We start from the raw sequence: 5558 nt of genomic DNA, 5'->3' as shown, positions 1-5558 counted from the left end.
CGTGCCGCCAGAGAACTTGCCGATCCTAAGCTGGCTCGGTATCAAACCGTCAAAATCACTGTGACGAGCCACTAGTCGGTGCGCCGAATATTCGAGCTCGTCCGCCACGTCCGTCGTTCCAACCCTGTTTCTAGACAAAAACAGCTGCAGGGTCCTGACGTTCCAATAGAGGGAATTGGGCAGTCAGCTTAGCCAGAGACGCCCTTGGCGAAATTGATCACTTCGGCCCAGTCCAACCGGGTATCGACCCAGCCGACCTTTCCGCACGCAGTGCACTTGAGGTGCGCCGAGATGTCCGACCAATCCCAATCGGGCAAGTCGGCGAGCTTCAGCCGGCCGTTGCGCTGGCACCCGACGCAGAACACGAGCACCGTCTTGAAGCCGGCGTTGCGATCGACGGGACCGGACCAGTAGCGGAGATGACGAGCGGGTTTTCGACGCCAGGGCATGATCCCGATGATCGCGCCAATCACGCTTGGAGAGAAGACCTAGCAATCGCGCGGCGAAAACCAGCGCGCGGGCGGCCAAATTTAGCCGACCGCTATTTTGGCGGCCCGACCGTAGTTTTTGTCGACCCGTCTGGCGCCGGTTGCCTCCAGAGCCGGTGTTGGTCGGCCCGTCCAACCCTGGGGCTGTAATTGCCCTTTGTCTTCAGGCGCTGAGCGCCCGGTTGGCGCGTTTAGATCCTCTGTTTTGGCTGGCTGCGCCGTAGCCAAGCCGCGTGAGAGGACAAGACATATCGACGCTAATAGGGCTCGCACTGGATAACTCCACGGGGCCATGTGCCTGCCAAGACGGCTTTCGGACAATCTTCGGGTCCGGCGCGAAGTTCCTTTTGACGATCGTCAGCGGATCGAGATTATCGCTTGATAGTCAGGCGCCCCAGGAATGCATTGCAGGTTCGCTCGGCTTCAGAGAACGTGCTGAAGGGAGATCCGGGCACTTGAGCCGCCGGCATATTCAGAAAGTCGGGGCGATATGACGCGCCAAAGCCCGGATCTCCATGCAATCCGGGTCCACTTCGGCTCTCGTTGCTGATTACGAATGAATAGTCGTCGCTGCTTGCGATCCACATCTCCAGATCGCCAGTGCCGACGTGGCTGAAGTGCAGGGCCATTTTACCCTCCACATTTGCCAGGCAAAGCGTTACCCACAGCCCCGCACTCGGCTCGTCGTGATTGATCTCAACGCTCGAGCGGGATGAGCTGCTGGCTCGCTACTAATAGCAAGTATACACCTGCTGGCTGGCCGTTGCGACGCAGTAGCCATAACTGGCGCTGTACGGGTAGCCGTAGCCATAGGGATAACCGTAGTCGTAACCATACCCATACGGGGAGCCGTATCCGTACGGATAACCGTAGGCAGCGTAGGCACCCGCCAAGCCGAGCCCTATGCCAAGTCCAACAGCGGTCGCTCCAAACCCGCCTCCGCGCCAACCACCGCCGCGCCAGCCGCCACCAAATCCGCCGTGGAAACCACCGCCATGAAAGCCACCACCACCGAAGCCTCCGCGCGCAGAAGCAGTAGTTGGTGCAAATGCCACGGCCAGAACCGCGATTAGTGTGATTAGGATTTTCCTAAGCATCGGACTCTCCCATGCTTTTAGAAAGTCGCCCGATTTGGAAACACCTCACGTCCGTTTTAGTTGCTGACTACCGGGTCCAATACCCACGGATGGGCTCCCTGGCGCACACGCTGACGCGCTTGGGTTAGTATGTGAGAACCAGGAGGCGCTGCACAATCGCGCCTAGGCAAATAAGTACCACCAGCAGCTTAAGGAGGTTAGCCAATCGGCGATCCTGAGCAAACTTGTCGATCGCCCAGAAACAGATTGCTCCCACCACAACGATGATCTGGTCGGCGCTTGCGGTTGGCTTGCTCGTCTGAGCTGGCGGCGTTTCCGGCTTTTTGATGCAGATCAGATGGGCATCTGTAGCGCCACCAGCCCAGCCGAAGTGAGTTTGATTTCCGACCTGGGGCCTCCGCCCCGGCGCTCAATCCATCCATTTTGCGCGATCCGATCAAGTGTGCCTCGGCTCGCAGCAACTGGGATCTTGGATACCAAAACCCATTCACCTGATCGTAGATACTGCATCAACTGGCGCTGACGGGCGTTCACGGTCGGCCCAGGCATTTTCGTAATCACGTCTTCCGCTTCGCCCAATCGGTGCGCATCTCTCGAAACTCTTCCGGCTCTTTGAGCAAACGGCGCTTCCGAGTTTCCTGATCGTCAGCGGTTGCTGATTTGTCTGCCATCTTGTCTATGGCTTTTGCAGCCATTTCACGCGCGCGCGTCTTCTGATTTTCGCTTGGGGGGCGGCCGTTTGGCTTCACGCTCAGCCCCAGCTCAACCAGCCGACGGAACGCCGCGGAGCGCGCGACGCCAGTGGCTGCAGCCCATGCCTCGACGTCAGCAATAAGCGCTGGTGGCATACGAGCAGCAATATGAGGGTCACGCCCGCCCTTCGTGACAGGCCTGCCGCGCCTTTTTGGTGCAACCGTTCTTGACTCCTTCATGATTATGGTTGTACCTTAAATATGCTTGGAAAACAAGCGGCCCGCCGCGGTGCTGGTAACATCGCGACAGCCCAAACTATGAGGTGTTTCATGGCTCAGTTAACCCAGAGCATAGCATAGCATAGCATTGCCCGGCGCAGCTGCGTCCGCTGCCGCGCTTTATTTCAAGACCGATGTTTCCCCCGAAGATCTGTTCGTCGCGATAGGCCGCCTCCGCAGGGAGGCCAGAGACGAAATAGACCGGTTGGTCCAGTTTCTCGACAGCACCGACGACTACGTTTCTCGCGAGCTCGAGGATGACGGCGACGCCGAGCCGTCCATCGGCGTCGACGATCGTGAGCCGGATCTCGGAAGCTTCGATCGAATGATGAACCAGGAGCTGTCCAACCGGCAGCGCCTCGGCGAGGAGACGGCCGAGGTCGACGCCGAACAAGATCAAGCGGACAGCGAGCCGTCGCTCGGGAGCCTCGAATGGGCCAGCCAGACCCATTGGGCGGCCGGTGACGCCCGCGACCTCGAGGAGGGATTCGAGACCGGGCTCGGCGACATGGAAGGCCTGCTCGAGCAGATCGGCACGCAGGACTGGCAGCAGGGAGGCATGGCATGAAACAGGTAACACGAAGGCTCAGTCTGCAGATGGCGGTGGGCGCCGCCGTAACTTCAACGCTCGGAGTTTCGTCTCAAGCTGAGACGGAAGATCCAGCTTTCGCCGCCATCGCCAAGCACCGTCAGGCCTCGGCGGACCACCTAGCTTCCATCTACGCATACGATCGGACGGAGCCCGGTACAGATGCGTACTACGACGCCCAAGACCACAACGAAGCCTGCTGTCACGCTGCAAGAGATGCCGCGTGGGATCTGGCGACAACGATACCTACGACCCTTGCTGGCATCGCCGCCGTTCCCCAGTACGTAAACGAGGTGGAAGACGAGGGCGACGAGTGACCCGACTCCGACAACATCGGCCGGGAGGGCTGGCACTACCAGCTAAGGCAGGCGATGGCCGCTGCGGTGGTCAACTTAGCCTAGCCTGAAGGCGAGGCGCCCGCCGGTTCACGCCGGCGGGTTTTCCCTTGGCGCAATTTCCATTGTTTCGGGTGGTCGACGGCGGCGCGCGCTATGTTCGGCCATGGCTTTCACCGCCTCATCTTCGTCGGCGCAAAAAGCGATGCTTCGCCGATCGGCAAACACGAGCCACTGGCGAAGGCCAACTTCCCTGATGACGTACTCGGTCATTTTCGAGCGTCCTGCAGCGAGTGAACTGCATCTTATGCAAACGACGTTGCTGTTCCATTAATCAGAATCCGGCCCAGCGGTGAGCGCGCATCGAAAGGGACAAGCTTTTGTCGGTCTTTCTTTTCGAACGGGGGAAGGGCAAAGGCGAGTCGCCGAGGGTGCCATCGAAGGCGTGGCGCTCGCCGTGCTGGTCGGCGGCCTTCTCGACAAGCCGCTTCCGGATCGTCTGCCTGATTGGGTGGCCGACTGGATCCAATTTAAAACCTGTCTCGGAAATGACGCCGCCGGTCTCAAAAATACACGCCCGGCGGCGTTTCCTTCCTGAACTGGGACGCTGAAATCCCCAGCACCAAGCAAACTGCAGGGGCTGTGCCATGGGCCAATTACGTGAAGCCGAACGCTCCGGCATCAAGTGCGCGTGATATGTGAGGCCATTCACACCCGATCATCGCTAATCGGCCTAACACACGCGCAAATGGGTGGCGACTCGGTGTCGGAGAATCGTGATGCCGTTTTTCAGCAGCCAAAGCTTGCCGTCAGCAGCCGCCGCTTCAGTGCTCAGTGTTCTCATCGTGGGAGCAGTTGCCTTTGCGGCAGTTGGTTATGTGGAGTGGTCATCAGGCGTTAATCTGACCCACTTCATGGACCGGACTGCCGCGGATTCCTCAACGCCGGCTCTACCACTCAAGGGGCGAACGGGTTGCGAGCAGGGCAATAAGTCGCTGCCGGCGCTTTCTCTACCGATCGAATGAGCGGGGCCTAAAGCGACAGCGCCCATCTAATCTCCCAAGGTAACTACGCCGCCGGGCTTGAAATACAGCGTCCCGGCGGCGGTCTTCCAGCTGGCCCTGTAATCCCAGCAACACAGCGGTAGCAGGGCGGTCAACACACGCGAGTGATGCAGATCAATCTGCCCGTCGGATCCTACCGACGGGCTTTTGCACGAAATCACCAGCGGCGATAACCGCCGTGATAGCCGTAACCCCTATGATAACCGTAGCCCCTGTGCACGTATCCGTAACGACGGACGCCGTAGCCACGATAGCCGTAACCGTAGCCGTACCCCCTGTAGACGGGCGCCGTGCGGACACAGCCGTTCGGCCCGCACACTACGGCGACGTTCTCGACGTTTGAAGCGGGAGAAGGTGCGGCGAGCGGCATCGCTGACGCGCTTCCTGCTGCAGCAAGGCTGCCGAGCGCAGTAAGTCCAACAAGTGCAAACTTCAGCTTCATGGTTTCCTCTCGTGGAATCTAAGGCACCCCACACTGTAGGAAGTTGAACGTGAATGTTGGATGAGCAGGCCAGCCGTTGAATGCGGCATGCTTGTGCTCTGCGCGGGGGTGTCCCCAAGCGGCCCCTAGGAGCATCCGGAACGATCAGGGTGCCAAGGTCCGACTAGCTAAATGCGATAACGAGCAGGCCCGAGCACAACAGCACAAGGCAGGTCGCGATTAGCGCGAGGAATCCATCGGACACGAAGTCATGATTACGCATGATACACCTCCCTGTCGCGGAAGGAGGCTGGTCCGAATTTATTAAAGATTTCGGAATCGGGCTTTTGAGGGCGGCTAACTACTGTCTTTGCTGCCCAACTTCACGAAACCCGTGTGGATCATCGAAATAATCCCAAGAAAATACGCCGCCGGTCTCAGAAATATGCGCCCGGCGGCGTTCATTCCAAAACCTGGGCCCTGAAAATTCCCAAGCGTGAGCAAACGTCAGTACCTGCTGTCGCGCGCCATGGAAAACTGCCCCCTCGGCGCCATGAGGAATTGCCCCCTCCTTGGATTAGCCGAGGAGAGAG

General features: G+C 59.3%; 10 protein-coding genes. 4 read left to right on the top strand and 6 right to left on the bottom strand.

Features of this window, described 5'->3' with window-relative positions; translation table 11 throughout:
* Positions 1-188 precede the first annotated feature (188 nt).
* From Q2M23_RS43060 to Q2M23_RS43045, 4 genes are all read right to left on the bottom strand, one after another.
* Complete coding sequence (locus Q2M23_RS43060) at positions 189-449, bottom strand: hypothetical protein (RefSeq protein WP_316399437.1); 261 nt, start codon at positions 447-449, stop codon at positions 189-191.
* A gap of 410 nt (positions 450-859) precedes the next feature.
* The gene (locus Q2M23_RS43055; RefSeq protein ID WP_316399436.1) at positions 860-1117 is read right to left on the bottom strand and encodes a hypothetical protein; all 258 of its coding nucleotides are present in this window, start codon (positions 1115-1117) and stop codon (positions 860-862) included.
* A gap of 102 nt (positions 1118-1219) precedes the next feature.
* Entirely contained in the window at positions 1220-1585 is a 366-nt protein-coding gene (locus Q2M23_RS43050) for a hypothetical protein (RefSeq protein WP_316399435.1), read from the bottom strand.
* Between the two features lie 557 nt (positions 1586-2142).
* Positions 2143-2517 (bottom strand): hypothetical protein, encoded by a 375-nt coding sequence (locus Q2M23_RS43045; protein ID WP_316399434.1) that lies wholly within the window; start codon positions 2515-2517, stop codon positions 2143-2145.
* A gap of 127 nt (positions 2518-2644) precedes the next feature.
* Here Q2M23_RS43045 and Q2M23_RS43040 point away from each other — a divergent pair, with 127 nt between their 5' ends.
* Complete coding sequence (locus Q2M23_RS43040; protein WP_316399433.1) at positions 2645-3124, top strand: hypothetical protein; 480 nt, start codon at positions 2645-2647, stop codon at positions 3122-3124.
* Positions 3121-3462, top strand: a complete 342-nt coding sequence (locus Q2M23_RS43035) for a hypothetical protein (RefSeq protein WP_316399432.1) — start codon at positions 3121-3123, stop codon at positions 3460-3462. Before Q2M23_RS43040 ends, Q2M23_RS43035 begins: the two co-directional genes overlap by 4 nt.
* 108 nt (positions 3463-3570) lie before the next feature.
* On the opposite strand, the gene Q2M23_RS43030 is transcribed toward Q2M23_RS43035, so the two are convergent.
* Positions 3571-3753, bottom strand: coding sequence for a hypothetical protein (locus tag Q2M23_RS43030; RefSeq protein ID WP_316399431.1), 183 nt, complete (start codon positions 3751-3753; stop codon positions 3571-3573).
* 79 nt (positions 3754-3832) lie between these two features.
* Between Q2M23_RS43030 and Q2M23_RS43025 the strand changes: the two genes are divergently transcribed.
* Positions 3833-4078: a hypothetical protein gene (locus tag Q2M23_RS43025; RefSeq protein WP_316399429.1), complete on the top strand. Its 246-nt coding sequence runs from the start codon at positions 3833-3835 to the stop codon at positions 4076-4078.
* 181 nt (positions 4079-4259) lie between these two features.
* On the top strand, positions 4260-4505 hold the full coding sequence (locus Q2M23_RS43020) for a hypothetical protein (protein WP_229191965.1): 246 nt from the start codon (positions 4260-4262) through the stop codon (positions 4503-4505).
* 196 nt (positions 4506-4701) lie between these two features.
* Here the strand turns inward: Q2M23_RS43020 and Q2M23_RS43015 are convergent, their stop codons facing one another.
* Positions 4702-4986, bottom strand: a complete 285-nt coding sequence (locus tag Q2M23_RS43015; protein ID WP_316399426.1) for a hypothetical protein — start codon at positions 4984-4986, stop codon at positions 4702-4704.
* Between the last annotated feature and the right edge of the window lie 572 nt (positions 4987-5558).

Origin of the sequence: Bradyrhizobium sp. 33ap4 (assembly GCF_032654765.1) — a bacterium.
Lineage (GTDB): Bacteria > Pseudomonadota > Alphaproteobacteria > Rhizobiales > Xanthobacteraceae > Bradyrhizobium > Bradyrhizobium australafricanum.
This window is presented reverse-complemented; position numbering and strand designations above follow the sequence as displayed.